General features: G+C 70.4%; 23 protein-coding genes and 1 tRNA gene. 9 read left to right on the top strand and 15 right to left on the bottom strand.

All coding sequences use genetic code 11. The annotated features are described in order from the left end of the window. Positions 1–15 precede the first annotated feature (15 nt). Positions 16–2,322 (bottom strand): ComEC/Rec2 family competence protein, encoded by a 2,307-nt coding sequence (locus BW982_RS01660; RefSeq protein ID WP_076490362.1) that lies wholly within the window; start codon positions 2,320–2,322, stop codon positions 16–18. After that, entirely contained in the window at positions 2,319–2,936 is a 618-nt protein-coding gene (locus tag BW982_RS01655; RefSeq protein WP_076490361.1) for a ComEA family DNA-binding protein, read from the bottom strand. The genes BW982_RS01660 and BW982_RS01655 overlap by 4 nt, the downstream gene beginning before the upstream one ends. A 108-nt stretch (positions 2,937–3,044) precedes the next feature. Here BW982_RS01655 and BW982_RS01650 point away from each other — a divergent pair, with 108 nt between their 5' ends. After that, a complete protein-coding gene (locus BW982_RS01650; RefSeq protein ID WP_076490360.1) occupies positions 3,045–3,545 on the top strand; it encodes a DUF2087 domain-containing protein in 501 nt (166 codons plus the stop codon). Positions 3,546–3,605: 60 nt separating this feature from the next. Here BW982_RS01650 and leuS read toward each other — a convergent pair whose 3' ends face one another. Continuing rightward, a complete protein-coding gene (gene leuS / locus BW982_RS01645; RefSeq protein WP_139327298.1) occupies positions 3,606–6,182 on the bottom strand; it encodes a leucine--tRNA ligase in 2,577 nt (858 codons plus the stop codon). Positions 6,183–6,273: 91 nt separating this feature from the next. Next, the gene (pabB, locus tag BW982_RS01640) at positions 6,274–7,524 is read right to left on the bottom strand and encodes an aminodeoxychorismate synthase component I (RefSeq protein ID WP_076490358.1); all 1,251 of its coding nucleotides are present in this window, start codon (positions 7,522–7,524) and stop codon (positions 6,274–6,276) included. A gap of 42 nt (positions 7,525–7,566) precedes the next feature. Here pabB and BW982_RS01635 point away from each other — a divergent pair, with 42 nt between their 5' ends. The 5 genes from BW982_RS01635 to BW982_RS01615 all read left to right on the top strand — a co-directional run bounded on the left by BW982_RS01635 (position 7,567) and on the right by BW982_RS01615 (position 11,180). Then, positions 7,567–8,247, top strand: a complete 681-nt coding sequence (locus BW982_RS01635; protein WP_076490357.1) for a DedA family protein — start codon at positions 7,567–7,569, stop codon at positions 8,245–8,247. A gap of 5 nt (positions 8,248–8,252) precedes the next feature. Further along, positions 8,253–9,284, top strand: coding sequence for an App1 family protein phosphatidate phosphatase (locus BW982_RS01630; RefSeq protein ID WP_076490356.1), 1,032 nt, complete (start codon positions 8,253–8,255; stop codon positions 9,282–9,284). Between the two features lie 168 nt (positions 9,285–9,452). After that, positions 9,453–10,163, top strand: coding sequence for an SOS response-associated peptidase (locus tag BW982_RS01625; RefSeq protein WP_076491740.1), 711 nt, complete (start codon positions 9,453–9,455; stop codon positions 10,161–10,163). Beyond that, positions 10,160–11,065 carry a 3-methyladenine DNA glycosylase gene (locus BW982_RS01620; RefSeq protein ID WP_076490355.1) on the top strand — a complete coding sequence of 302 codons (906 nt, stop codon included), beginning with the start codon at positions 10,160–10,162 and terminating at the stop codon, positions 11,063–11,065. The genes BW982_RS01625 and BW982_RS01620 overlap by 4 nt, the downstream gene beginning before the upstream one ends. A gap of 42 nt (positions 11,066–11,107) precedes the next feature. After that, positions 11,108–11,180 (top strand) — tRNA-Ala (locus tag BW982_RS01615). Positions 11,181–11,230: 50 nt separating this feature from the next. Here the strand turns inward: BW982_RS01615 and BW982_RS01610 are convergent. Further along, positions 11,231–12,172 (bottom strand): LysR family transcriptional regulator, encoded by a 942-nt coding sequence (locus BW982_RS01610; RefSeq protein WP_076490354.1) that lies wholly within the window; start codon positions 12,170–12,172, stop codon positions 11,231–11,233. 119 nt (positions 12,173–12,291) lie between these two features. Between BW982_RS01610 and BW982_RS01605 the strand changes: the two genes are divergently transcribed. Both BW982_RS01605 and BW982_RS01600 read left to right on the top strand, forming a co-directional pair. Then, positions 12,292–13,284, top strand: a complete 993-nt coding sequence (locus BW982_RS01605) for a putative oxygenase MesX (RefSeq protein WP_076490353.1) — start codon at positions 12,292–12,294, stop codon at positions 13,282–13,284. 20 nt (positions 13,285–13,304) lie between these two features. After that, positions 13,305–14,342, top strand: coding sequence for a methionine synthase (locus BW982_RS01600; RefSeq protein WP_076490352.1), 1,038 nt, complete (start codon positions 13,305–13,307; stop codon positions 14,340–14,342). Between the two features lie 58 nt (positions 14,343–14,400). On the opposite strand, the gene rsfS is transcribed toward BW982_RS01600, so the two are convergent. From rsfS to rplU, 9 genes are all read right to left on the bottom strand, one after another. Then, entirely contained in the window at positions 14,401–14,778 is a 378-nt protein-coding gene (rsfS, locus tag BW982_RS01595; RefSeq protein ID WP_076490351.1) for a ribosome silencing factor, read from the bottom strand. After that, positions 14,775–16,040 carry a hypothetical protein gene (locus BW982_RS01590; protein WP_083696476.1) on the bottom strand — a complete coding sequence of 422 codons (1,266 nt, stop codon included), beginning with the start codon at positions 16,038–16,040 and terminating at the stop codon, positions 14,775–14,777. The genes rsfS and BW982_RS01590 overlap by 4 nt, the downstream gene beginning before the upstream one ends. Continuing rightward, positions 16,037–16,633 carry a nicotinate-nucleotide adenylyltransferase gene (nadD, locus tag BW982_RS01585; RefSeq protein WP_076490350.1) on the bottom strand — a complete coding sequence of 199 codons (597 nt, stop codon included), beginning with the start codon at positions 16,631–16,633 and terminating at the stop codon, positions 16,037–16,039. The genes BW982_RS01590 and nadD overlap by 4 nt, the downstream gene beginning before the upstream one ends. A gap of 10 nt (positions 16,634–16,643) precedes the next feature. Next, entirely contained in the window at positions 16,644–16,868 is a 225-nt protein-coding gene (locus tag BW982_RS01580) for a hypothetical protein (protein WP_076490349.1), read from the bottom strand. A 49-nt stretch (positions 16,869–16,917) separates the two neighbouring features. Beyond that, entirely contained in the window at positions 16,918–18,177 is a 1,260-nt protein-coding gene (locus BW982_RS01575) for a glutamate-5-semialdehyde dehydrogenase (protein ID WP_076490348.1), read from the bottom strand. A 4-nt stretch (positions 18,178–18,181) separates the two neighbouring features. Further along, positions 18,182–19,018, bottom strand: a complete 837-nt coding sequence (proB, locus tag BW982_RS01570; protein ID WP_076490347.1) for a glutamate 5-kinase — start codon at positions 19,016–19,018, stop codon at positions 18,182–18,184. Then, on the bottom strand, positions 19,015–20,562 hold the full coding sequence (obgE, locus tag BW982_RS01565) for a GTPase ObgE (RefSeq protein WP_076490346.1): 1,548 nt from the start codon (positions 20,560–20,562) through the stop codon (positions 19,015–19,017). Before obgE ends, proB begins: the two co-directional genes overlap by 4 nt. A gap of 98 nt (positions 20,563–20,660) precedes the next feature. After that, positions 20,661–20,921: a 50S ribosomal protein L27 gene (gene rpmA / locus BW982_RS01560; protein ID WP_076490345.1), complete on the bottom strand. Its 261-nt coding sequence runs from the start codon at positions 20,919–20,921 to the stop codon at positions 20,661–20,663. An 18-nt stretch (positions 20,922–20,939) separates the two neighbouring features. After that, positions 20,940–21,248, bottom strand: coding sequence for a 50S ribosomal protein L21 (gene rplU, locus BW982_RS01555; protein ID WP_076490344.1), 309 nt, complete (start codon positions 21,246–21,248; stop codon positions 20,940–20,942). A 212-nt stretch (positions 21,249–21,460) separates the two neighbouring features. Between rplU and BW982_RS01550 the strand changes: the two genes are divergently transcribed. After that, on the top strand, positions 21,461–21,733 hold the full coding sequence (locus BW982_RS01550) for a DUF4031 domain-containing protein (protein ID WP_076490343.1): 273 nt from the start codon (positions 21,461–21,463) through the stop codon (positions 21,731–21,733). Between the two features lie 87 nt (positions 21,734–21,820). Here BW982_RS01550 and BW982_RS01545 read toward each other — a convergent pair whose 3' ends face one another. After that, the gene (locus BW982_RS01545; protein WP_076490342.1) at positions 21,821–24,268 is read right to left on the bottom strand and encodes an Rne/Rng family ribonuclease; all 2,448 of its coding nucleotides are present in this window, start codon (positions 24,266–24,268) and stop codon (positions 21,821–21,823) included. Between the last annotated feature and the right edge of the window lie 125 nt (positions 24,269–24,393).

Below are 24,393 nucleotides of genomic sequence, written 5' to 3'. Positions count from 1 at the left end.
CCGGTGACCTCGGGTTCATGACGGGCGTTCTCGCCACAGCGTGAGCCTGCCGACCTCGTCGTGCCAGACTGCGAGGATGCCGTCGGTGTCGGTGCGCGCCGTGACCGTGCCGTTGCGCCGCAGGATCTCGAGCAATCGTTCGGTCGGGTGCCCGTAGCTGTTGCCAGCGCCGACGCCGATGAGACCCAGGTCGGCGTGCAGACGCTCGTAGAGATCGGGATCCTGGTCGGCGCTGCCGTGATGGGAGACCTTCACGATCTCGACGTGGGGAACGTCGACTCGGCGGAGGAGGGCGGCCTGCGGCTCCTCTCCTAGGTCGCCGAGCATCACCGTGCGCGGGAATGCCGCGCCCGTGACCTCGATCGCGACGCTGGCGTCATTGCCCGGCTCCATGCCCGGTAGGGGGCCGAGAGCCTGCCACCGTGTGCTGCCCACCTGTCCGGTCATCCCGATCGCGGCGGCGACCAGGCGGGCGCCACCGGCCGAGTATCGATCGAGCAGCCTCTGGTCGGCGGGTTCACCGACCGGGCCGTGCACGACGACGTCCGCCTTACCGACGATCGCGGACGATCCGCCGACGTGATCCTTGTCGAAGTGGGTGAGCACGACCAGGTCGAGACGATCGATCCCGAACGTCCGGAGGCACTCGGCGATCGGTTCGGCTTCGGGCCCGGTGTCGACGAGGGCCACGGCGTCGCCGGACCGCCACAGCGTGGCATCCCCCTGTCCGACATCGCACATGGCCACCTGCCATGCGGTCGGCACGGTGAGCGCGCCGCCGACGGTGCGGATCGTGCTCGTCCCGCCGATCGCGCCGACGAGGATCGCGACGACCAGCGTGGCCAGGGCGGTCAGCCGCGGCACGCGCCGGGGCCGGGTGAGCGCCACCGCGAAGGCGGCGCCGATGACCGCGAGCAGTGCCGCCCCCGGGAGACCGTCCGGCCAGGGGAGGTTCTGCGCCGCCGAGGAGGCGGTCGTGTGTGCGACGCCGGCGATCCACGCGGCGGGGATCCACGCGATCGCCGTCAACCCGTCGCGCAGCCACGGGAACGGCGCGATGCAAGCGAGCGCTCCGGCGATCGTCGCGGGTGCTGCCGCCGGGTCGGCGAGCAGGTTCGCCGCGACGCCGAGCAGCGGCACGTGCGGGTCGATCAGCACGATGAGCGGACCGCACGCCAGCTGTGCCGACGTCGGCACCGCGAGGGCGAGCGCGAGAGAGCGTGGCATCCATCGTCCGAGCCCGTCGGCCAGGGGGCGGGCGAGCACGAGAAGGGCGGCGGTGGCCGCCGTCGACAGCGCGAAACCGAGAGATCGGCACAACCACGGGTCGGCGATGAGAAGTGCGGTGACCGCGGCGGCGAGCACGGCGATCCCGACCGTGGGCCGACCGAACCCGAGGGCCAGGATGCCGATCGCACTCATCGCCGCGGCGCGGACGACGCTCGGTTCGGGGGTGACGAGCACGACGAACCCGACGAGGACGAGGAGCGCGCCCGTGACCCGGACCCACCTCCGAGCCCCGCACACGGCCAGGAGCGCGAAGGCCGCCCCGACCACGAGGGCGCAGTTCGCTCCCGACACCGCCGTCAGGTGCGACAACGACGACTCGGTCATGGCCGCCTCGGTGGCGGCGTCGAGACTCGACGTATCGCCGACGGCCAGTCCGGGGATGAGCCCGGCGCCGGGCTGCGGCAGTCCGCGGGTGGAGGCCACGAGTCCGTCGCGCAATCCCTCGAACGTCGCCCACACTCCCTGCGGCGGAGGGGCGCGCTCGACCTCGTTCGCGCGGAGCACGAGGACCGCGCGCTCGGCCGGATCGGCCGGGATCGCCCGTCCCGAGAGCACGATCTCACTCCCCTGCCCCACGGCGGAGAGGCGCTCCCGCCCCTCGGCGTCGACCCCGATCCGGGCGGGGATCACCCCGCGAACGGTCGTCACGCCCGCGGACACGGTCGATACCGTCGCATCGAACCAGGCCCCGCCGTCGGCGCTGCCGGACACATGGCCCGTGACAGTCGCCGTCACGCGCAGATGGCGACCCCCGTCGACCTCGAGGTCGACGACGGCCTGTCGGGTGGTCGCGAGCGTGGCCACTGTCCCTCCCGAGGCGGCGGCGCACGCGAGTGCGATCGTCACGACCAGCAGCGCCGGGCGTCGGAATCGGGCGAAGACGATGCCGGCGGCCGCGGACGCCACCGTGAGCCCGACCGCCACCATCCACGCCGCCGGTGCCGCGGTCGTGACGGCGGCACCGATCCACGTGGCGGTGGCCACGGCGACCGGTCGCCACGCCCGGTTCCGGAGGGCCCGTCGCTCGCTCATACCCGCACCAGATCCCGCAGGCTCGCGAGCATCTTGTCGCCGATACCGGGGACCGAGCCGAGGTCATCGACGCTCGTGAAGCGACCGTTCTGCTCACGCCAGGCGAGGATGCGATCCGCGAGCGCCGGGCCGATCCGCGGCAGCGCGTCGAGCTGCTCGCGCGTCGCGGAGTTGAGATCCAGTGGCCCCGATGTCGCCGCTCCGGCCGCTGCCGCAACCGCCGGCTCGGCCCCCATGACGGGGACGACGATCTGCTCCCCGTCGGTCACCGCGCGTGCCAGGTTCACCCCGTCGCGGGCGGCGTCGTCGGCGAATCCGCCGGCCCGGGCGACGGCGTCCGCCACCCGGTCGCCCACCTCGAGTCGATAGAGGCCCGCGGCGCGGACGGCTCCCGCCACGTGCACATACACCCCCGCGGAGGGCGGGCCGCTCTCCGTCGGAGCGGGCGTGGACGACGAGGTGACCGTCTCGGCGCCCGTGGCCCCGCGGAAGATGCCGATCCCCACCGTGACCGCGAACGCCAGCAGCACGAGCACGATCACCGCGCCGACACCCAGACGCCGACGCGGAGCGAGCCGTGGCGCGGGCTGCTCGGGTTCGGGGGCGGCGGTCACACCAGCACGCTACGAAGTCGCCCGTCCCGTCCGGGGGCGCACGGGCGCGAACCGTGAACAACTCGGTCGATCGGTGCGATGGGGAGGACCCGCACCTAGCCTGAAGGGATGAACGAGAACGCCTGGCGCGCGATCCTCGCCGCCCTCTCCGACGACGCGGCCCGCGAGGTCTACGCGCGCGTCGTGCTCGGCGAGCGGCTCGACGCTGCCGTCGCCGCCCTGGCGCCCGCGCGCGCCCGACGGGTCACGACCACGCTCACCTCGGCCGGTCTGATCGCCGAGACGCCCGACGGCCACGCCGTGTCCGCCACCGTCTTCGCCGACGCCCTCGCGGCCGCACCCCGATCCCCGCGTCCCACCGGCGTCGATCGGTTCTTCACCGAGGGCCGCCTGACGGGCTATCCGTCCCGCGCCGGTGATCGACGCGCGGTGCTGGCAGCCGTGGCATCCCGGATCCTCGTCGACGACGAACGCCTGACCGAACGCGAGATCAGCGAACGGCTCGCCGCCATCGTCGACGACGTCGCCGCGATCCGCCGCTACCTCGTCGACGAGGGGCTGATCGAGCGCACGCGCTCCGGCACCGAATACGCCCTCACCCGCCCGTGAACGACGGATGCCACGCCCCCGCGCTCCTCAGAGCACCGGGGACGTGGCATCCGGAACCGCTTACTTCGTCGAGAAGCTGACCACCTTGGGCGGGCGCACGACGGCGCGCACGATCTCGCGGTCGCCGAGGGCGCGGCGCACCTTCTCGTCGGCGCGGGCGGCGGCCTCGAGCGCGTCGGCGCCGATCTTGGCCGAGACCTCGAGCGTGCCGCGCACCTTGCCGTCGATCTGCACGACCGCGGTCACGGTGTCTTCCACGAGCAGCGTCGGGTCGGCCTGACGCCAGGTCTGGAGCCCGACGAAGCCGTCGTAGCCGAGCGTCTGCCACATCTCCTCCGCGGTGTGCGGGGCGAAGAGGTCGAGGGTCATGGCGATGACCTCGGCGGCCTCGCGCACGGCCGGGTCGCTCGCGCCGGCGGCACCGTCGATGGCCTTGCGGGTGGCGTTCACCAGCTCCATGAGGCGGGCGACGACGACGTTGAACTTCGTCTGCTCGATGAGGTTCGGCGCCTCGGCCAGGAGCCGGTGCGTCACGCGGCGGAGCGCCGCGTCGCCCTCGGCCCACACGACGTCGGTCTCGCTGTCGACGTCGTGCGCGATGCGGAGCGCACGGGCGAGGAACTTCGCCGCGCCGGTGGTCGAGACGTCGTTCCAGTCCTTGTCGTCCTCCACCGGACCGGCGAAGGCGAGCGCCACGCGCAGCGCGTCGGCGCCGTGGGCGTCGAGCTCCTCCTGGAAGAGCACGAGGTTGCCCTTGCTCTTGGACATCTTGGCGCCGTCGAGGATCACCATGCCCTGGTTGATCAGGCTCGAGAACGGCTCGGTGAACTCCACCAGGCCCATGTCGAACAGCGCCTTCGTGATGAAGCGCGCGTAGAGGAGGTGCAGGATCGCGTGCTCGACGCCGCCGATGTAGAAGTCGACCGGACCCCACTTGCGCGCCTCGGGCAGCGAGAACGCCTCGTTCGGGTCGTTGGGCGAGAGGAAGCGCAGGAAGTACCACGAGCTGTCGACGAACGTGTCCATCGTGTCGGGGTCGCGCAGCATCTTCTGCCCGGTCTCGGGGTCGGTGACCTCGACCCACTCGGTGGCGGCGCCGAGCGGCGACGAGCCCTTGGGCTTGAGGTCGAGGCCCTCGACCGACGGCAGCACGACGGGCAGCTGGTCGGCGGGCACGGGAACGATGGTGCCGTCCTCGGCGTGCAGCATCGGGATCGGGGTGCCCCAGTACCGCTGGCGCGAGATGAGCCAGTCGCGCAGCCGGTAGGTCTTCGCGGCGCGGCCGACGCCCTTGGCCTCGAGCTCTTCGATCATGCGCGCGATCGCGTTGCGCTTGGACAGGCCGTTGAGCGAGCCGGAGTTGATCATGCGCCCGTCACCGGTCAGTGCGACGCCGGTCTTCACGGGGTCGAGGTCGTCGACGTCGCCGAGCGGGTCGATCGGCACCCCGTCGTCGTCGAGCTCGATGACGGGGATCGCACCCGTGACCGGGGCGTTCGTGTCGACGACGACCTTCACGGGCAGGTCGAACGCGCGGGCGAAGTCCAGGTCGCGCTGGTCGTGCGCGGGCACGGCCATGACCGCGCCGTGACCGTAGTCGGCCAGCACGTAGTCGGCGGCCCAGATCGGCAGCTTCTCGCCGTTGATCGGGTTGATCGCGTGGTGCCCCAGGAACACGCCGGTCTTCGGGCGGTCGGTGGCCTGTCGCTCGATGTCGGTCGCGCGCTGCACCTCCTGCAGGTACGCCTGGAACTTCTGTCGCACCTCGATGTCGGCGGATGCCGCGAGCTCGGCCGCGAGGTCGGACTCGGGCGCCACGACGAAGAACGTCGCGCCGTGCAGGGTGTCGGGGCGCGTGGAGAAGACCGTGATCTTCTCGGCGCGGCCCTCGATCTCGAACTCGATGTCGGCACCGACCGAGCGACCGATCCAGTTGCGCTGCATCTGGATGACCTTCTGCGGCCAGAAGCCCTCGAGCTGGTTCAGGTCGTCGAGCAGACGGTCGGCGTAGTCGGTGATCCGCAGGAACCACTGGGTCAGCTTCTTCTTGACGACGACGGCACCGCTGCGCTCGCTCGTGCCGTCGGGCAGCACCTGCTCGTTCGCGAGCACCGTCTGGTCCACCGGATCCCAGTTGACCAGCGCGTCCTTGCGGTACGCGAGGCCCTTCTCGTACAGCTTCTGGAACAGCCACTGGTTCCAGCGGTAGTACTCGGGGTCGCTCGTGTGCAGCACTCGGCTCCAGTCGAACGAGACGCCGTAGTCCTTCAGGCTCTCCTTCTGCTGCGCGATGTTGGAGTAGGTCCACTCCACAGGGTCGGCACCGCGCTTGATCGCGGCGTTCTCGGCGGGGAGGCCGAACGAGTCCCAGCCGATCGGGTTGAGGACGTTGTAGCCGCGGTGGCGCCAGAAGCGCGCGACGATGTCGGAGTAGAGGTAGTTCTCGGCGTGCCCCATGTGCAGGTCGCCCGAGGGGTACGGGAACATCGCGAGTACGTACTTGCGCGGACGGGTGTCGGCGTCGCCGCCGGCGCGGAAGGGATCCTTCTCGGCCCACGCCTGCTGCCACTTCGCCTGGATCTCGTGGGGGTCGAAGCCTCCGTCGGCGGACGGCGCGGAAGAGGGGTTCTGAGACACGGGTGAGACCAATCGTGAAAGTCGGGAGGCCACGAGGGCCAACGTCCAGGCTACCGGACCCCGCGGGGCGGCTTCCGAAGCGGCCGGGCGCTCACCATCCGGCCGGGACGACCGCACCGATGGCCGCGAGCGGAGCACGGGCCTTGATGCCCACCTCGGCCACCTCGGATGCCGCGACCGACCGCCACGTGATGCCCCCTCCGGCGCCGACCCAGGTGGCATCCGGCTCGACGACGATGCTCCGGATGACCATGGCGAGGTCTGCCGACCCGTCCTCGCCGATCCAGCCGAACGCGCCCGAGTAGACGCCGCGCGGCGCTCCCTCCAATCCGGCGAGGATTTCCATCGCCGACGCCTTGGGGGCACCCGTCATGCTCCCCGCCGGGAACGTCGCGGTCAGGAGATCGCCGATCGTGGTGCCGGGGCGGAGCGTCCCCGAGACCTCGCTCACCAGCTGATGCACGGTGGGGTACGTCTCGACCTCGAGCAGCCGGTCGACGCCGACCGACGACGGCTCGCACACCCGTGACAGGTCGTTGCGCATGAGGTCGACGATCATGACGTTCTCGGCGCGCTCCTTGGCATCCGTCCGCAGTTCCTCAGCGAGGGCCTGGTCGCGCGCGGGGTCCGGATGCCGCGGGCGGGTGCCCTTGATCGGGTGGGTGTGGACGCGCCCGCCGCGCACGTCGAGGAACCGCTCGGGTGACGCGCTCACGAGCGTCACTTCGCCCTGGCGCAGGAAGGCCGCGTGGTGGGATGACGCGTGCCGTCGCAGGCGGCGGAACGCGGGAAGGGCATCGACCGTGCCGGCCAGCCGGAAGCGCGTGGTGAGACACAGCTGGTAGGCGTCGCCGTCGGCGATGCGCTCCCGGCAGGCGGCGATGAGCTCCGCGTACTCCTCGGGGGTGTGGCGCCCGGATGCCACGCCCCGGGGCTCGGCCTCCGGGACCGTCGGAGCGGTCGGGGCGGCGTCGGCGACCCGGGCGAGATCCTCGGCGGAACCGGCGGCGGAGAACGCCCAGACCCGGCGTGCCGCGTGGTCGAACGCGAGCATCCCCTCGACGCGCAGCCAGGTGGGAACCCCCTCGTAGGAGACCCAGCCCACCCAGCCGCCGCGGAAGGCGGGGCCGGTGGCGTCGTGGACGACCGGGTGCGCGGCATCCATCGAAAGAGGCGCTTCGGCGTCGGCGGGGATGCCCGTGCCGAGGTAGCTCCAGCCCGACACCGAGTCCGCACCCGCGTCGAGCCAGAACGCGTGCGGCGCGGTCGCGTACAGCGCGGAGAAGACGTCCTCGGGGTCGCGCCACCGCGGGAGGACGACCGGGGAGACAGAACGCGGCACGCTCCCAGGCTAGGGCGATCCGGCGGCCCTAGGCTGAGCGAGGTGAACGAGATCCTCACGTGGCTCCTCGACGTCGCGCAGAACGTCGATCCCGTGGTGCGCACGCTCGTCGCCGGAATCGCGATGATGCTCGAGACGAGCGTGCTGGTCGGTCTCGTCGTCCCGGGCGACACCGTCGTCATCGTCGCCGGTACCGCGATCGCGTCACCGTGGGAGGGCGTGCTGCTCGGGGTGGCCGTCGTCATCGGCTCGCTCGCCGGCGAGAGCCTCGGTTTCTGGCTGGGGCGCTACTTCGGTCCGCGCATCCGTGCTTCGCGCCTGGGACAGAAGCTCGGTGACCGCAACTGGGAGCGGGCCGACCGATACCTGCGCCGCCGCGGCGGTCCCGCCATCTTCCTCTCGCGCTTCCTCCCCGTGCTCCACTCGCTCGTGCCGCTCACCGTCGGCATGAGCGGCTACCGCTACCGCCGCTTCCTCGCGTGGACGGCGCCGGCGTGCATCGTCTGGGCGAGCCTGTACATCACCGTCGCCGCGACCGCTGCGGGCACCTACCGCGAACTCTCGGACCGGATCCACTACGCCGGATACGTGTTCGTCGGCATCATCGTCGTCTTCCTCCTCCTCGTCTACATCGGCAAGAAGGTGCTCGAACGCATCGAGCGCCGCCACCTCGCCGAAGAGCACGACTCCCTCGAACCGGCGGGCGACGACGTGAAAGACTGAGGAGGATGCCTCGCTCCCCTCGCGCCAAAGTGCTCTGGTTCGCCCGCCTGGAGTACCGCTTCCACGCCTGGCGCGAACGTCGCGCGCGCGCCCGCGGACTGCGGCCGTCGGTGACCGGCTTCCCCGGCTACGGCACCGAGGAATGGGTTCGGGTGCTCGGCCGCGTCCTCATCACTCCCCCGGTGAAGCGGACCTCCACCGGCGAATTCGCGAGTCTGCGCGGGTGGCGGAGCTTCGCGGCCGTCCCGGTCGGGTACGCCCAGGTGACGGTGACGATCGAGGGGGTCGCGCACGAGGTCGTCGCCGATCGCGGTGGCGTCATCGACGCGAAGCTCCCCGCCTCTCTCCCGCCCGGATGGCAGCCGGTCACGATGACCGTCGAGGGCAGCGAACCGACCGAGACGCGGGTGTTCATCGTCGGCTCGGACGTGCGCTTCGGCGTCGTCAGCGACATCGACGACACGGTCATGGTCACGGCTCTCCCGCGCCCGCTCCTCGCGGCGTGGAACTCCTTCGTCGTCGATGAGCACGCGCGCCAGCCCGTCCCGGGCATGGCGGTGATGCTCGAACGGCTGTCGCGCGAGCACCCCGGCGCGCCCGTCATCTACCTCTCCACCGGCGCCTGGAACGTCGCGCCGACGCTCACCCGTTTCATGCGCCGGCACCTGTTCCCGTCGGGGGCGTTCCTGCTGACCGACTGGGGTCCGACGCACGATCGCTGGTTCCGCAGCGGGCGCGACCACAAAGAGACCAACCTGCGGCGTCTCGCCACCGAGTTCCCCGACGTGAAGTGGCTGCTCGTCGGCGACGACGGCCAGCACGACGACTCGATCTACACGCGCTTCGCGATCGAGCACCCCGAGAGCGTCGCCGCCGTCGCGATCCGGCGCCTGCTGCCCGCCGAGGCGGTGCTCGCCGGCGGTCGCACGGTCGTCGACGACCACTCCGCCGCGGACGTGCCGTGGGTCAGCGAGTCCGACGGTGCCGGTCTGCTGGAACGTCTCGAAGACGTCGGCGTCATCGCCCGCGACGCCTGACGTGGGGGTCGCGGCGGCATGTCCTCGGTGATTCGCGCGGGGTGAGTGGCATCCGCGGGTTCCGGGCCGAGGTTGTGCGGATCGCTGAGGTTGTGCGGATCGCTGAAGGCGCACGCGTTCATCGGCCTCGGCCCCCGGGATGTCGCGACCCCCGCGTACGCTCGAAGCATGTGCGGTCGATTCGTCGTGGCCAATGTGGCATCCGAGCTCGTGGGCGTGCTGCGCGTCGACGTCGAGACCGATGAGCTGCCGCCGCCGTCGTACAACATCGCTCCGACGGCGTCCGTGGCCATCGTGCTCGACTCGGTGAAGACCGAGCCGCCCGTGCGACGCCTCGAAGTCGCCCGCTGGGGTCTCGTCCCGGGGTGGGCGAAAGACGTGAAGATCGGCGCCCGGGCGTTCAACGCGCGGTCCGAAGAGGTCGAAGACAAGCCGATGTTCCGCAACGCCCTGATCAAGCGCCGCGCGGTCATCCCCGCCTCGGGCTACTACGAGTGGAAGACCACGGAGGCGGGCAAGACCCCCCACTACATCCACCCCGCCGACGGATCGCCCCTGTTCTTCGCCGGGCTGTACGAGTGGTGGAAAGACCCGGCCAAGGCCGATGACGACCCCTCGCGCTGGGTGCTCAGCTGCACGATCCTCACCCGCGACGCGATCGGACGCCTCGGATCCATCCACGACCGGATGCCGCTGTTCATGGATCCCGACTTCGCCGACGCGTGGCTCGACCCGACGACCGAGAACGTCGGCGACATCCTGGACGCCGCGGTCGACGCGGCCCCCGATGTGGCCGAGACGCTCGACGACCACGTCGTGTCGTCGGCCGTCGGGAACGTGCGCAACGACGGGCCCGACCTCATCGAGCCGGTCGAATGACGACGCTCCTCGAGACGGCGGTGCTCGCGCGCGCCGAGTGGACCGCGCGCGCGGAAGCGCACGCCGGGCGCGCCGAGACCCTCACGGCTGCGCACCGCGCCCGCGCGGCCCGCGGTCAGAAGCATCCGGTCGAGGACTTCCTCTTCACGTACTACTCGTACAAGCCGGCGATCCTGCGTCGGTGGCATCCAGGTCCCGGCATCGTGCTCGCCGAGGCCGAGGAACGCGCGTCCTGGCGCTGGTACCGGGTGACGGCCGACGGCGTCGAGGTGGATGCCGAGACCTTCCGCCGCGACCGCGGCTCGCTGTACCGGGGCGTGGTGAACCTGCTGCGTGCCACCGCCGCGCGCCCGGCGCAGTTCGGCTGCTTCGGGCTGCACGAGTGGGCCATGGCCTATCGCGCCGACGAGGTGCGCCACGCGGTGCCGCTCCGTCTCGGCCGCGACGGGACCGACGCCGTCGTCGAGGCGCACGACCTCAAGTGCACGCACTTCGATGCCTTCCGGTTCTTCACGCCGGACGCGGCTCCGCGAAATCGCACACCGCTGGCGCGCGACGGTCAGATCGACGTCGAGCAGCCCGGATGCCTGCACGCCGGCATGGACGTCTACAAGTGGGCGGTGAAGCTCGGGCCGCTCGTGCCCGGGGAGATCCTGCTCGACGCGTTCGAGCTCGCGCGCGACATCCGCACGCTCGACATGGAGGCGTCGCCCTACGACCTGACCGACTGGGGGTACTCCCCCGTCGCGATCGAGACGGTTGAGGGCAAGGCGCGCTATGTCGCCCGCCAACGCATCCTGAGCGAGCGTGCGCAGGCTCTGCGCACGGCGCTCGTCGCCGCGGTCACGGGTGGCGACGACACGCCCGGTGGAGCCGATTTCTTGCGCCCCGAATCCGTGTAGTAAGCTCATGGAGTTGCCTCGCGAGGGGCAAGAACAGAAAACGGGCCTGTGGCGCAGCTGGTAGCGCACCTGCATGGCATGCAGGGGGTCAGGGGTTCGAGTCCCCTCAGGTCCACCCAGAGAAAGCCTCCGCTTCGGCGGGGGCTTTCGTCGTTCGCGGCTATGTCAGCCCAACAGCACGACGTCGAACTCCCGCACGACAGCCCGCACTTCGTCGAGGTAGCGCTGCGCCTGTTCGGTGAGCGGGATCGCGGAGTGGGCGATCCACCCGATCTCGATGCGCTCGTCCACGTCGAGCGGCACGGCCACGATCTCGGGGTCGAGGTCGTCGCTGATGATGCCGGTCGAGATCGTGTATCCCTCGAGACCGATCATGAGGTTGAAGATCGTCGCGCGGTCGGACACGCGGATCTCCTGCTCGCTGGACAGCGTCGAGAGGATCTCCTCGGCGAAATAGAACGAGTTGTTGTTGCCCTGGTCGAACGTGAGTCGCGGCAGGCCGGCGAGATCGTCGAGCGTCACCCGCTCGCGCGCCGCGAGGGGGTTCTTCCGCGAGACGAAGATGTGCGGGTCGGCCAGGAACAACGGATGGAACGACAGCCCGGAATCGCGCAGCAGCTTGTCGATGACGTCCCGGTTGAAGTCGTTGCGGTAGAGGATGCCGAGTTCGCTGCGCAGCGTCCGCACATCCTCGATGATGTCCCACGTGCGCGTCTCCCGCAGCGAGAACTCGTACCGCGCGGCCCCGCTGGCTTTGACCATGCGCACGAACGCGTCGACGACGAAGGAGTAGTGCTGTGCGGAGACTCCCAGCAGCCGCCGGGATGCCGGGCCGTCGAGGTAGCGCTGTTCGAGGAGCGCGACCTGCTCCACGACCTGGCGCGCGTACCCGAGGAATTCGACGCCGTCGGAGGTCAGCGTGATCCCGCGCGCGGAGCGGACGAGCAGAGACCGACCCACTCTCGCTTCGAGGTCCTTCATCGCGGCCGACATCGTCGGCTGCGACACGTAGAGCAGATCGGCCGCGGCGGAGATGGAACCCTCCGCGGCGACCTCGATGAAGGACTGCAGCTGTTGCAGCGTGACACCGCTCGATCGACGCGCCATAGGTAAAGACTATAGGAGGGGATAGTCGCCACGGATTACCCGATGGATGCCAGGAACGAGCACGATGGAGCCACCGATGACCGCGCGGCGAGAGCCCACGAGCGAGAGGAGCTTCGGGGATGTCCACCGACTTCACCTACCGGATCTCGACCACCCGATTCGACGAGGACTATTCGCCGTCGCAGAACTCGCGAGCCACGACGAACTTCGCCAACCTGGCCCGCGGCGACGACCGCCGCGAGAACCTCCGCAGTGCGCTCACGATGATCAATCGTCGGTTCAACGACCTCGCGAGGTGGGACAACCCGGACGGCGACCGCTACACGCTCGAGATCGACATCGTCTCCGTCGACCTCGAGTTCGCGGTCTCCGGCGACGACCAGGTGTTCCCGCTGCTCGAGGTGCTCGACCTCGTGATCGTGGACCGCGCGACGGGTGCCCGGCACCACGGGATCGTTGGCAACAACTTCTCGTCGTACCTGCGCGACTTCGACTTCAGCGTGCTGCTGCCCGCGGCCAGCGCCGCCGCCGGGTCGTTCACCGTCCCCGACGACTTCGGTGCGCTGCACGGCAAGCTGTTCCAGGACTTCCTGGAATCCGCCGCGTATCGGGAGCGGTTCACCGTGTCGCCGGTGATCTGCATCAGCGTCTCCACCAGCAAGACCTACCAGCGCACCGACAACCACCACCCGATCCTCGGCGTCGAGTACGCGCAGGACGACTACTCGCTCACCGACGAGTACTTCGGCAAGATGGGGCTGAAAGTCCGGTACTTCCTGCCGGCCGGCAGCGTTGCCCCGCTCGCCTTCTACTTCCGCGGCGATTTGCTCAACGACTACTCGAACCTGCAGCTCATCGGCACGATCAGCACGATGGAGTCGTTCCAGAAGATCTACCGGCCCGAGATCTACAACGCCAACGCCACCGCCGCGCACGTGTTCCGTCCGACCCTCGAGAGCGGGGACTTCTCGCGCACGCGGGTCGAGTACGACCGTGAAGAGCGCTCGCGCCTCGCCGTCACCCAGGGGAAGTACACGGAGGAGCACTTCGTGAAGCCCCACGGCGAGCTTCTCGCCCGCTGGGCAGGCCTCTCCCCCGCCCTCGTCCACTGACCCGCCGGAGCACTCCCCCCATGAACGCACTCCTTCCCACCGCGCTCGTCGGCAGCTTGCCCAAGCCTTCGTGGCTCGCCGAGCCCGAGAAGCTCTGGTCGCCCTGGTCGCTCGAGGGCGATGCGCTCGTCGAGGGCCGGCAGGATGCCCTGCGCGTGGCCGTGCACGAGCAGCGTCGGCGAGGCATCGACATCGTCAGCGACGGCGAACAGACGCGCCAGCACTTCGTGACCACCTTCATCGAGCACCTGAGCGGCGTCGACTTCGAGAACCGCGAGACCGTGCGCATCCGTAACCGGTACGACGCCAGCGTCCCGACCGTCGTGGGCGCCGTGGAGCGTCCGGAGCCCGTCTTCGTGCGGGATGCCGCCTTCCTCCGCGCACAGACCGACCAGCGCATCAAATGGGCGCTGCCGGGCCCGATGACGATGATCGACACGCTCTCCGACCGGTACTACAAGAGCCGTGAGAAGCTCGCGTGGGAGTTCGCCGGCATCCTGAACCAGGAGGCCAAGGAGCTCGAAGCGGCGGGGGTTGACGTCATCCAGTTCGACGAACCCGCCTTCAACGTGTTCTTCGACGATGTGCGCGACTGGGGCATGGCGACGCTCGAGCGCGCCGTCGAGGGTCTGCGCGCCGAGACCGCCGTGCACATCTGCTACGGGTACGGCATCAAGGCGAACACGGACTGGAAGGCCACGCTCGGCCCCGAATGGCGACAGTACGAGGAGTCCTTCCCCCTGCTGCAGCAGTCCAGCATCGACATCGTGTCGCTCGAGTCGCACAACTCCCGCATCCCGATCGAGGTGATCGAGTTGATCCGCGGCAAGAAGGTCATGCTCGGAGCGATCGACGTGGCCTCGCACGAAATCGAACGCCCCGAAGAGGTCGCCGACACGCTGCGTCGCGCACTGGACTTCGTGGATGCCGACAAGCTCATCGCCAGCTCCAACTGCGGCATGGCCCCGCTGCCGCGTGACGTCGCGCTGGCCAAGCTCAGCGCGCTGAGTGCGGGCGCGGCGATCCTTCGCGAGGAACTCACCGGCGCCCTCGTCTGAGGCCGCAGGAATGCCGCAGGGCCGCTCCGAACGGAGCGGCCCTGCGGTGCGTCTCGTGTCAGTCCGCGGAGGCGGGTGCGGGGATCTCCAACGGAACGACGGGGCAGTCCTTCCACAGGCGCTCCAGCCCGTAGTAGACGCGCTCCTGCTCGTGGAAGACGTGCACGACGAGGTCGCCGAAGTCGAGCAAGATCCAGCGCGACTCCTGCCGACCTTCGCGGCGCAGACGCTTGTGGCCCGCTTCGAGGAGCTTCTCCTCCACCTCGTCGGCGATGGCGGCCACGTTCCGCTCGTTGCGACCCGTCACCAGAAGGAAGATGTCCACGAGCGGCAGCGGCTCGGACACGTCGAGAGCGACGAGGTCTTCACCGGATTTCGAGTCGGCGGCGATCGCGGCGATACGCGCCATCTCGATCCCGTTGGGGCTGGCTGTCATCCGAAGACTCCTGTCGTGAAGGCGAGGACCAGCGCGACGGCCACCGCAACGGCGAGAGCGCCGGTGGTGATGATGAGACCGATGACGAGCTTGCTGCCCTTCTCGGGTGCCGGGGGCCGGATGATCTCACCGGGTTGCTTGACGGTGCTGATCGCGGCGCTGGCCGCAATGGGGGTGGGCGACGACGCCGGCGGGAGTTCTCCGTCGAGGAGAACCGCGTCCACGTCGCGTCCGTCGGTGGTTCCGGGGGCGTGACCGGCGGAGCCGAGGCCCTCGGGGAGCTCGAACGTGCCGGTGATGAGCACTTCCCCGGTCGAGGTGACCGGACCCACCAGGGGAACACCGGCGGGAGTCTGCGACAGGATCAGGGCGTTCGGCGTCGCCACCGAGCCCGTGGCCGTGGCGCTGCGCGAGATGAGCTGATCGAACGACGGCGGCAGCGAGATCTCGGGGGTCTGCCCGCTGAGCAGGTCGGAGCCGAGGGCGGGGTTCACCGTCGAGAGCGGAGTCGCTGCATCGGCGGCAGGCTCCTCGTCGGGCGCCGCGGGCCGGAAGATCGCCGGGACGTCCTCGAGAGACGATTCGTCCGCGGACTCCGCGGCCTGGTCGGTCTCGTCGGTGGACTGCGCGCTGTCGACCTCGGCCTGTGCGGCGGGGACGGCCGCGTGTTCCGCGCTGTCGTCGGGCGCGTCCTCGGTCGGCGCGGCGATCTCGGACGGTTCGTCACGGGAGCCGGGGACACCGGGCTGCAGGTCGGGCGCGATGATCGGCACCGATGCGGTGCGGATGCGTTCCTGCGCGCGCGCCTGCCGACGCGTGAGGCCGGTCACGCCCAGATCGGGGCCGTCGACCGGCGGGAACGATGCCGGAACGATCGGTTGCACCGGAGTCGGTGCGGGCTTCGCGTCGACCACGGGAGCCTCGTCGACCGTCGCCGTCTCGGCCTTGTTCCGGCCGAACAGCCCGCCGAACATCCCGCCCTTCTTGGCCGGAGGCTCCTGGGCTGCTCCGGACTCGTCGGGCTCGGCGACGGAAGGCTCCGGCTCAGCGGTCGGGCTCTCCTGCTCTTCGCTGGGCACCTCGGGCTCGGCGGGCGTCGCTGCGGACGATGCCGTGGCATCCGGGGCCGTGCCGGGCTCGTCGGGGACCGCTTCGTCGGCGTCGAGCTGCGGGGTGATGATCGGCGTGGCACCGGTGTTGCGGAGTTCGCGCAGCTGACGCCGCGTCAGCGGCGGGGTCTCGGGGTTCTCGGATGTGCTCATGCAGGGCTCCGGTAGAGGTGATGCTTCGCGATGTACTGCACGACACCGTCGGGGACGAGGTACCACACGGGGTGCCCTCGGCGCACGCGGGCGCGGCAGTCTGTGGACGAAATGGACAGTGCCGGGATCTCGAGCTGACTGACGTCCTCGGTGGGAAGGCCCTCGGTCGTCAAGACGTGCCCGGGACGTGACACCGCGACGAAATGCGCGAGGTCCCACAGCTCTTGATGGTTGCGCCACCCCAGGATCTGCGCGACCGCGTCGGCACCGGTGATGAAGAAGAGATCGGCGCCCGGACGCTCGCGCTTCAGGTCGCGCAGGGTGTCGATCGTGTAGGTGGGACCCGCACGATCGATGTCCACGCGGCTGACCGTGAACTGGGGGTTCGAGGCGGTCGCGATGACCGTCATGAGGTAGCGGTGCTCGCTCTCGGTGACGTCGGCTTTCTGCCACGGGCGCCCCGTGGGAACGAAGACGACCTCGTCGAGATCGAACGACTGTGCGACCTCGCTGGCCGCGACCAGGTGACCGTGATGGATGGGATCGAACGTCCCACCCATGACCCCGATGCGAGGGGCGCGCGTCACCGACATACGGTGGGCCTCAGTGGCCGTGCGCCTCGGGGGTGGGCGTGCCGTGCTTGGCGGTGTACGCCTCGGCCTTGTGCGCGTGACGGTTCGACACGTTGCGGTACGACAGGGTCACCAGGCTCAGCGCGAGGAAACCGGCGAGGGCGATCGCACCGATCCACCACGTCTCGGCCTGCGCGTTGCCGCCGTGGTGGGCGCCCTCTTCGGCGGCGAGGGCGATCAGCGAGGCGAAAGTCATCAGTGCTCCGTTCGAGAATTCTGCGCGGCGCGCAGATCCATTTTAGCGGTCAGGCCCGGACCTGGCCGTCGCCGCGCCCGAGCCACTTGGTGCTGGTGAGTTCGGCCAGCCCCATAGGACCGCGGGCGTGCAGCTTCTGCGTGGAGATCCCCACCTCGGCACCGAAGCCGAACTCTCCGCCATCGGTGAACCGCGTGGACGCGTTGACGAGCACCACCGCGGAGTCGACCTCCGCCAGGAACCGTGCGGCCGACGCGTCGTCGTCGGTGATGATCGACTCGGTGTGGTGCGTCGAGTAGCGGCGGATGTGCGCGAGCGCGGTGTCGAGATCGTCCACGACGCGGACGGCCAGGTCGAGGCTCAGGTACTCGGTGGCCCAATCGTCTTCCGTGGCCGCCACAACACGGGGGTCGTAACCCGCCACCGCCTCGTCGCCGTGCACGCGGACGCCGGCGGAGGCGAGGGAGCCCAGCAGGTCGGGCAGCAGCCGATCGGCGGCATCCCGGTGGACGAGCACGGTCTCGACGGCGTTGCAGACGCTGGGTCGCTGCGTCTTCGCGTTCAGCACGATGTCCCGCGCCCAGTCGGCTCGGGCCGTGGCATCCAAGTACACGTGCACGACACCGGCGCCGGTCTCGATCACCGGCACCGTCGACTCGGTCACGACGGTCTCGATGAGTCCGGCGCTTCCGCGCGGCACCAGGACGTCGACCAGGCCTCGCGCGTTCATCAGGGCGCGGGCGCCGTCGCGGCCGAAGTCGTCGACCGTCTGGATCGCTTCGGGCGAGACGCCCTGGCTCGAAAGGGCGCCGCGCATCACCTCGACGAGGGCGGCGTTGGAATTCAGCGCGGCAGAACCTCCGCGCAGCACCACGGCGTTTCCGGAACGCAGCGCGAGTGCCGCGATGTCGACCGTCACGTTCGGGCGGGCTTCGTAGATCGATCCGACGACACCGAAGGGCACCGCGACCTTCTCGAGCGCGAGGCCGTTGGGAAGAGTACGCCGGTCGAGGACGCGGCCGACCGGATCGGGCAGCTCGGCGACGTCGCGGACGGCGGTGGCGAGGGCGGCCACGCGCGCCGCGTCGAGCCGGAGACGGTCGAGCAGCGCATCGCCGATGTCGGCGGCGCGGCCGTTCTCGAGGTCGTCCGCGTTGGCCGCCACGATGGCCTCGGAGTGGGTGTCGATGGCCTCGGCGATCGCCCGCAGCATCGCGGTCTTCGCCGCGGAATCGAGGAGCCCGACCTGACGCGCGGCGTCTTTCGCGAGACGCAGGCGTTCGTCGACCGAAACGGCGGTGAGGGTCATCGCGTCAGTCTATCGCCGCGGCCACCGAGCCCACGGGGCCGGTGGTGAGGGTGACGGGGTCGGGGTGCGGGGCGAACCAGGTGCCGACCGAAGCGCCGGCGAGGGCCTCGGCGACGAGGTCGGCGCTGGTGACCAGCACGCCCACGCCGGCGGCGGAGGCGAGCTTCGCGGCGGACGCCTTGGTCGCCGCTCCCCCGGTGCCGACGCCGTTCACCGTGACCGAGCCGAACGTGTACTCGGACAGGTCGTCGCCCCACTCCACATCGGTGATGGGACGCGCGCCCGGCTCGCTGGGCGGGGCCGTGTACAGGCACTCGATGTCGCTGAGCAGAACGAGGGCGTCGGCCCCGATGAGCTGCGCGACGAGCGCCGCGAGCCGGTCGTTGTCGCCGAAGCGGATCTCATGCGTGGCGACCGTGTCGTTCTCGTTGACGATGGGCAGGATGCCGAGCCCCAGCAGCCTCTCCATCGCCCGGCGCGCGTTCGACCGGTGCGTGGCGTTCTCGAGGTCGCCCGCGGTGAGCAGCACCTGACCCGCGAGCAGGCCGAAGCGGTCGAGGGAGGTCTGATAGCGCCACATGAGCACGTTCTGGCCCACGGCCGCGGCGGCCTGCTGGGTCGCGAGGTCGTTCGGCCGTCCCTGCAGGTCCAGAAGCGGAAGCGCCGTGGCGATCGCGCCCGAGGACACCAGCACGACCTCGACGCCGGACTCGCGGGCACGCGCGAGCGCGTCCACGATCAGGTCGATGCGGAAGGCGCCGTCGCCGCTGATCGACGACGACCCCACCTTCACGACGACGCGCGACGCGCGCGGCAGGTCCGTGCGGGTGCGCGCGGTCACCGCTCGTCCTCGTCATCGAACGTCAGGGCGGACGAGTCGCCGTCGGGCGAGATCCCCGCGGCACGCGCGGCGAGACGCTCGGCCTCGAGCTCGGCGCGGGCCTCGGCCTTGGCATCCATCCGCTCGTGGTAGCGCTCGCGACGCTCGTTGTTCGTGCGACGCGTGCTCTGCAGAAGACGCGGGTCGGTGCCGCGCGGCGCCGTCATCAGCTCGGCGGCCGACGACAGCGTCGGCTCCCAGTCGAACACGATGCCGTCGCCGGGGCCGATGACCACCGTCGCACCCGCGACCGCGCCCGCGCGGAACAGCTCGTCCTCGACGCCCAGACGCGCCAGGCGATCGGCCAGGTAGCCCACGGCCTCCTCGTTCTGGAAGTCGGTCTGCTGCACCCACTTGACGGGCTTGTCGCCGAGGATCCGGTAGACGGGGCCGTACGTTCCGCCCTCGACCTTGATCGTGAAGTCCTTCTCCGCGCCCTTCGGCCGGATGACGACGCGTTCGGCGGGAGCTTCCTCGATCGTGGCGAGGCGGTGCTGCTCGACGATGTCGCCGAGGGCGAACGTGAGCTCGCGCAGTCCGGCGCGGCTCACCGTCGAGATCTCGAAGACGCGGAACCCTCGGGCTTCGATGTCGGGACGGACGAAGTCGGCGAGCTCATGCGCCTCGGGCACGTCGATCTTGTTCAGCACGACGATCTGCGGACGCTCGAGCAACGGAAGCTGGCCTTCGGGCACCGGGTAGGCGGCGAGTTCGCCGAGGATGATGTCGAGGTCGCTCAGCGGGTCACGGCCGGGATCGAGGGTGGCGCAGTCCAGAACATGGACCAGCGCCGTGCAGCGCTCGACGTGGCGGAGGAACTCCAGCCCCAGGCCCTTGCCCTCGCTCGCCCCCTCGATCAGTCCCGGGACATCGGCGATCGTGTAGCGCGCGTCGCCCGCCTGAACGACTCCGAGGTTCGGGTGGAGGGTCGTGAAGGGGTAGTCGGCGATCTTCGGGCGCGCGGCCGAGACCGCGGCGATGAGGCTCGACTTGCCGGCCGACGGGAAGCCCACCAGGGCCACGTCGGCGACGGTCTTGAGCTCGAGGACGACGTCGCCCTCCCAACCGGGGGTGCCCAGCAGCGCGAAGCCGGGGGCCTTGCGCTTCGGCGAGGCCAGTGCAGCGTTGCCGAGGCCGCCCAGTCCGCCGGGGGCCGCGACGAACCGCATGCCGGGCGTCAGCATGTCGACCAGCACGTTGCCGTCGGTGTCCTTCACGACGGTGCCGAGCGGAACCGGGAGCTCCTGGTCTTCGCCCAGAGCGCCGGAGCGGTTGTCGCCCATGCCGAACCCGCCGTTGCCGGCCGACCGGTGCGGCGAGTGGTGGTAGGACAGCAGGGTGGTGACCTGCGGGTCGGCGACGAGCACGACGTCACCGCCGCTGCCTCCGTTGCCGCCGTCGGGGCCGGCCAGCGGCTTGAACTTCTCGCGGCGCACCGACACGCAGCCGTTGCCGCCCTTGCCCGCACGCAGGTGCAGGGTGACGCGGTCGACGAAGGTGACCATGAGGGATCCTTCCGGGATGCCGGCGGAGCCGGGGCGGGAAAAACGACGAGGGGGCGGGCACAGTGCCCACCCCCTCGGGAACGCCGTGCGCTGCGGAATTACTCCGCGGCGGCTGCGACGATGTTGACGACCTTGCGGCCGCCCTTCTGACCGAACTCGACGGAGCCGGCGGCGAGGGCGAACAGCGTGTCGTCGCCACCGCGACCGACGTTGGCGCCGGGGTGGAAGTGCGTGCCGCGCTGGCGGACGAGGATCTCGCCGGCGAGGACGGCCTGGCCGCCGAAGCGCTTCACGCCGAGGCGCTGTGCGTTGGAGTCACGACCGTTGCGGGTGGAGCTTGCGCCCTTTTTGTGTGCCATCTCTGCGTCTCCTGGCTCTTACTTGATGCCGGTGATCTTGACGCGCGTGAGGTCCTGACGGTGGCCCTGGCGCTTCTTGTAGCCGGTCTTGTTCTTGAACTTCTGGATCACGATCTTCGGACCGCGCTCCTCACCGAGGACCTCGGCCGTGACCGAGACCTTCGCGAGCTTGTCGGCGTCGGTCGTGACCTTCTCGCCGTCGACGAACAGGACGGCGGGCAGCTGGATGCTCTCGCCGACCTTCGCCGCCTGGCGGTCGAGCACGACGATCGTGCCGACCTCGACCTTTTCCTGCCGGCCGCCGGCGCGCACAACTGCGTAAACCACTTCACACCTGTTTCGTTCGGGAGCGCACGGCTCCGGTTGTCTGATGACGTCGGGAGGGCTTCGAGCCCTGAGTCTCGGTGCGATCCGGCCGACCGAAGTCGACGGGGTCTCGCGTCAATCGCGCGGACACGACGCACCAAAGGACGAGTTTAGCCCACCCGGCGGCATCCGGCAAAAGCATCGGGACCGCGTGTCGGCCGTAGGATCGCGATGTGGCCATTCTCATCGACGACGCGCAGTGGCCGGCGCACGGCAGGCTCTGGGCGCACCTGGTGAGCGACGCGAACCTCGACGAGCTCCACGCCTTCGCAGCGGCGGCCGGCATCCCCCGCCGAGCCTTCGACCTCGACCACTACGACGTGCCCGACGAGCGGCACGCCGACCTCGTCGCCGCCGGCGCCGAGCATGTCGGCGGGCGTGAGCTGGTCCGCCGTCTGCGCGCTTCGGGCCTGCGCATCACCGCCCGCGAGCGCCGCGGTATCTAACCGATCCGCGTGAGGGGTCGATATCTGTCGCCCGACCGTGGTCGGATGCGACGGATATCGACCCCTCACGCGTGAGACAGACGGGGGCTACGCCTCCGTGGTCGGCTGCGCGTTCACGGGAGTGCCGGTGAGCGCGGCGGTGGTCACACGGCGGCGCGAGCGTCCCTGACCGGGCGCCTTGGGCTCGGGCAGAGCCTCGAGCACCGACTCGAGCAGCGCGTCCTTCTCGGTGCGCGGGGCCCGCGGCTCACGCTTCTTGCGCGGGCGCTTCTCGCGCGCGGGCGCCTCGGCCTTGGCATCCAGAACCGCCTCGACCGATGCGACCACGGCCGCCTCGACGACCGCCGGGTCATCGACCGTCGGATGGATCGTGGATGCCGCGATCTGCGCGAGCGCCGACTTCACGCCTTCGGTGATCACGTGCGTGCCGCCGGTCGGCGCCGCCTGCGCACCGTTGCCGTTGCCGCCGCCCGCGCCGCCGGCCGCCGCGGAGCCGTTGCCCCCGCGGCCTCCGCTGCGGCGGTTGCCGTTGCCGTTGCCGTTGCTGTTCGCGGCGGGCGTCGAGCGGTGCTTCACCACGGGGTCGTGGTGCACGATGACACCGCGGCCGGCGCAGACCTCGCACGCCTCGCTGAACGTCTCGAGAAGACCCAGACCCAGCTTCTTGCGGGTCATCTGCACGAGACCGAGGGACGTGACCTCGGCGACCTGGTGCTTCGTCCGGTCGCGGCTCAGGCACTCGATGAGGCGGCGCAGCACGAGGTCGCGGTTGGACTCGAGCACCATGTCGATGAAGTCGACGACGATGATGCCGCCGATGTCGCGGAGGCGCAGCTGGCGGACGATCTCCTCCGCGGCCTCGAGGTTGTTCTTGGTGACCGTCTCTTCGAGGTTGCCGCCCGACCCGACGAACTTGCCCGTGTTGACGTCGACGACGGTCATGGCCTCGGTGCGGTCGATCACGAGCGACCCGCCGGAGGGCAGCCAGACCTTGCGGTCGAGCGCCTTCTCGATCTGCTCGGTGATGCGGAACGCGTCGAACGGATCCTGGTCGCCCTCGTACTTCTCGACGCGCTCGAGCAGGTCGGGGGCGACTCCGGCCAGGTAGTTGGAGATCGTGGTCAGCGCCTCGTCACCCTGGATGAGCATGCGCGTGAAGTCCTCGTTGAAGACGTCGCGCACGATCTTGACGAGCAGGTCGGGCTCGGAGTGCAGCAGCGCCGGGGCCTGGATCGTCTTCACCTGGGTGCTGATGTGCTCCCACTGCGCGGTGAGGCGCTGGACGTCGCGCGTCAGCTGGTCTTCGGTGGCGCCCTCGGCGGCCGTCCGGACGATGACGCCCGACGACTCGGGCAGCACCTCCTTGAGGATCTTCTTCAGGCGCGCGCGCTCGGTGTCGGGGAGCTTCCGGGAGATGCCGTTCATCGATCCGTTCGGCACGTACACGAGGTAGCGGCCGGGCAGCGAGATCTGGCTCGTGAGACGGGCGCCCTTGTGACCCACCGGGTCTTTCGTGACCTGCACGAGCACGCGGTCGCCGGACTTCAGCGCGAGCTCGATCCGACGGGGCTGATTGCCGGTCTCGACGCCGTCCCAGTCGACCTCGCCGGAGTACAGCACGGCGTTGCGGCCACGACCGATGTCGACGAACGCCGCCTCCATGCTCGGCAGCACGTTCTGGACGCGACCCAGGTAGACGTTGCCGATGAGCGAGGCATCCTGGTTCCGGGCGACGTAGTGCTCGACGAGCACGTTGTCTTCGAGGACACCGATCTGGATGCGACCGCCCTTGGAGCGCACGACCATGACACGGTCGACGGCCTCGCGGCGGGCGAGGAACTCGGCCTCGGTCACGACCGGGCGGCGGCGTCCGGCCTCACGACCGTCGCGGCGCCGCTGCTTCTTGGCCTCGAGACGCGTCGAGCCCTTGATGCGCTGCGGTTCGGTGATGAGTTCCACGGCGCGCTGGCGGACGGGAGCCGCCGGAGCCTCGGCCGGCTCGTCGGTGCCGGTTACCGCTCCCCCGCGTCGCCGGTTGCGGCGGCGGGCGTTGGCGGACGTCCGCTCGGCGGGTGCCTCGTCGTCGCGGTCATCGACCTCGTCGCGCACGATGAGAGGAGGGAGCTCGGGGGCGTAGAAGTGCAGCTGCGTCGACACCGCCGACACGAACACCTCGGGGAGCAGGCCCAGCGAGACCGCGGTGGGGATGGCCGGCTTCTCGGGCTCGGCGGGGGCTTCGGGCTCGGCGGGGACCTCGGGCTCGGCGGGGGCCGTGTCGACCTCGGGTTCCACGGCGTCGGTCGCGGTCGCGGTCACGGCGTCGGCCTCGACGGCATCCACCGCATCCGTCGAGAGGACGGCGGGCTCACCGGCGTCGCTCTCCGCGGCGGACTCGGCATCCTCGACCGCGGCCTCGTCGTCGGGATCGGCGTCGGTCGACGGTGCGTCCGTCGCCGCGTCCTCGACCTGCGTCGTGTCGGGGGTGTCGTCCACCGGGGTCTCGGTGGGGATCTGATCTTCGGTTGCGTCAGCCATGTCGGGCGTACTCCCTGGCGGGCGACACCGCGCGTCGCCCGGCGAAATCTCGTGCGGCGCCGCACCCGGCGGGGCCGCGAACTCACTCGGTCTGCAGCAGGCCTGCGGCTCGTGCTGCGAAGGGC

The organism is Microbacterium sp. RURRCA19A (genome assembly GCF_900156455.1).
In the GTDB taxonomy this organism is placed as follows: Bacteria; Actinomycetota; Actinomycetes; order Actinomycetales; family Microbacteriaceae; genus Microbacterium.
The sequence above is the reverse complement of the archived record's forward strand: the minus strand, read 5'-3'. Positions and strand labels throughout refer to the sequence as shown.